The following is a 2,336-nucleotide window of genomic DNA, read 5'->3' as shown; positions in this document are numbered from 1 at the left end:
ATACACCCACTACCTGTGCAAAGGTCCATAATGCGTTGCGGTTCATCCAATAACCAAGGAGAAAAACCATTCTCAATGAGCTGTGCCAGCGGACTGCGTGGCACGAGAACGCGGTCATCAACGTAAAATTCTAGGCCACAAAAGTAAGCTTTGTTGGTCAAATAAGCCAAAGGAATACGTTGATCAATGCGCGCATTGAGATTCTTAGTGAGGCGAAGAATTTCTTCATCCGTCACACGACAAGCCCAAAGTTCACGGTCAAAATCCCATGGAAGAGACAAGGTTTGTAAAACTAATGCGACAGCTTCATCCCACGCGTTATCTGTACCGTGACCAAAATAGACATCACTGCTAGTAAGTCGCGTAAAGCTATATCGAATAAAGTCTGCAATTGTGTGTAGTTGCGCCGCCACAACATCGCCTCAAGGTAGAAAAACCGCGCAATTATATAGGGAATGGAGCCAGAGTGCTAAGCATGCTGGCTACTGAAGCGTAAAAACTATAAAAAAGAGGCCTCAATCTACGAGATATAGGTATAGCCATTGGCTAGCGTCGAGAGAGAGTGGCTTTTGACCTAAGCGGCCCATCGCTCGGAATTCGACATTTTTAGCTTCCAAACCTTGAGCATAGATATCTTGCAACAAGGGCTTTGCGAACGCTTCGGCAGCGCCCAAAGCTTCAACTTGCGTTTCACCCTCGACACGCGAATAAGCCAAAGCAACAACTTTAGCGCCTTCGGTTTTCGTCAAATAATCATTTAGCGCATCCGCATTGAAATGCTTTAGCATCGAATCACTGACCAATAAACCGCGCTTCATGTCTGCGACTAAATCTGCTGGAGGCGCCGCGGAGAAGCTCAGATATACCATATTCTCGCGACGAACATTTTCAACAACGTAAACACTAAGCCAGCCTTGCTCTACACCATCATCAACCTTCCCAACTAAGTAAGATTGATTGTTGTCTCGCCCCGCAAGGTTTCGAATACTGAACACTTTGTTAGCCCAATCATTACTCGATCCGCAGTTACGCTCGGCACATTCAAATTCAATTTTTCCCTTTGATGAAAGCAAATTTCGGTAGTAACTTAAGACCTTATCGCGACTCGAAAAACTCGCAACACGGTATAAATAATTAGTTCGACTACCTTCGAGGCTAGTTTGGCGGTCAACACGTAAACTATTGCTCACCCGTTTAATGCTACTAAGAGGAAACGGATGCAAAGCAACGTCCTGTTCCGATTTCGAAACAAACTCCAAGCCCGGCGCCTCAAAACTAAATTGCTTCGCATGCGCTACTTGTACTAGCGCAATCGAAAGCATAGAGACCAAAAACACGTGTACATTCATCCAACTTGAACGAGCCAACCTGTTTTGCATTCACTAAACCCCTTTGGTTCGATGTAGTTGCTCAGTGACAAAGTCACCGACTAATTGAGCTGTCAGCGCAACGTCACCTTCCATATGGAAGTGATGCCCGCCGTCTACTTGATGCTGCGTTAACGTTTTTATATACGCAAGCCGCTTCTTAATAGCTTCATATTGCTTGAAATAACCATCCGTTCCAACAAGCAATAGCACAGGACATTCGATGCCTCCCATTATTGCCTCAACCTGCGCTTCAGAAAATCGCAAAAGTGACGGTTCTAACAGCCTTGGATCAGATGACCACGTCCAACCACCTTCCACCTCTATCGTGCCCCGCTCTACAAGAAGTCTTGATGCAGGCATAGAAATCTTACCGACCCCTGCCGTTCGCGCGCGGGCAGCCACTTCTTTAGTAGGATAAACATTAAGCTTTGAGTTTCTCAACGAGGATGCACGCTTCACCGCTCTTTTGAGTTGCGGCAACACATTTTCAATTTCATCAGTCAGCGGCCCTAAGCTATCTAGCAACACCAAATGCTTAACTCGTTCGGGCACTGAAGCAGCAACTAAAGTCGCGATAATGCCACCCATGGAATGACCAACGATATCGAAATCACTTCCTTCAGAAATACTATCAACAAACGCCAAGACATCGATCGTATTATCAACAAGGTGATATTGAGCTGACTTATCGCGATGCTGTGACTTCCCATGACCAGGCAACTCCAATGCATACACAGGACGCCCCTCTAATTGAAGCCTTTCGAGCATAGGCTCAAAGGTCGCCGCATTGTCTAGCCACCCATGAAGCATGATCACAGGCCGGCCCTGCGTTTGTCCGTTATGGAAGCCCGCAAGCGTCAATCGCTCGGTTTGTTGAGAAAAGTGCTGATAATTCAAAATACACTTACGCTCTTGCATGCGTGAACAGAGCGTGGAAATTTTCCGCGGTTTTCTTGGCCACTTCCT

The 2,336-nt window shown here is 46.4% G+C and carries 2 protein-coding genes and 1 pseudogene; all 3 read right to left on the bottom strand.

Translation table 11 applies throughout. From position 1 onward, the window contains the following. A pseudogene (locus A3762_RS12080) lies at positions 1-413 on the bottom strand (50S ribosomal protein L3 N(5)-glutamine methyltransferase); the annotation flags it as partial. A 102-nt stretch (positions 414-515) separates the two neighbouring features. Further along, positions 516-1,379 (bottom strand): DUF4892 domain-containing protein, encoded by an 864-nt coding sequence (locus A3762_RS12075; RefSeq protein ID WP_068755751.1) that lies wholly within the window; start codon positions 1,377-1,379, stop codon positions 516-518. Positions 1,380-1,382: 3 nt separating this feature from the next. Continuing rightward, a partial coding sequence (locus A3762_RS12070; RefSeq protein ID WP_231878800.1) for an alpha/beta fold hydrolase occupies positions 1,383-2,336 on the bottom strand: 954 nt, incomplete at its 5' end.

The organism is Oleiphilus sp. HI0125 (genome assembly GCF_001635355.1).
This window is presented reverse-complemented; position numbering and strand designations above follow the sequence as displayed.

Coding starts and splice junctions, on each gene's coding strand:
- A3762_RS12075 (WP_068755751.1), bottom strand. CDS start 1,379: ATGCAAAACAGGTTGGCTCGTTCAAGTTGGATGAATGTACACGTGTTT.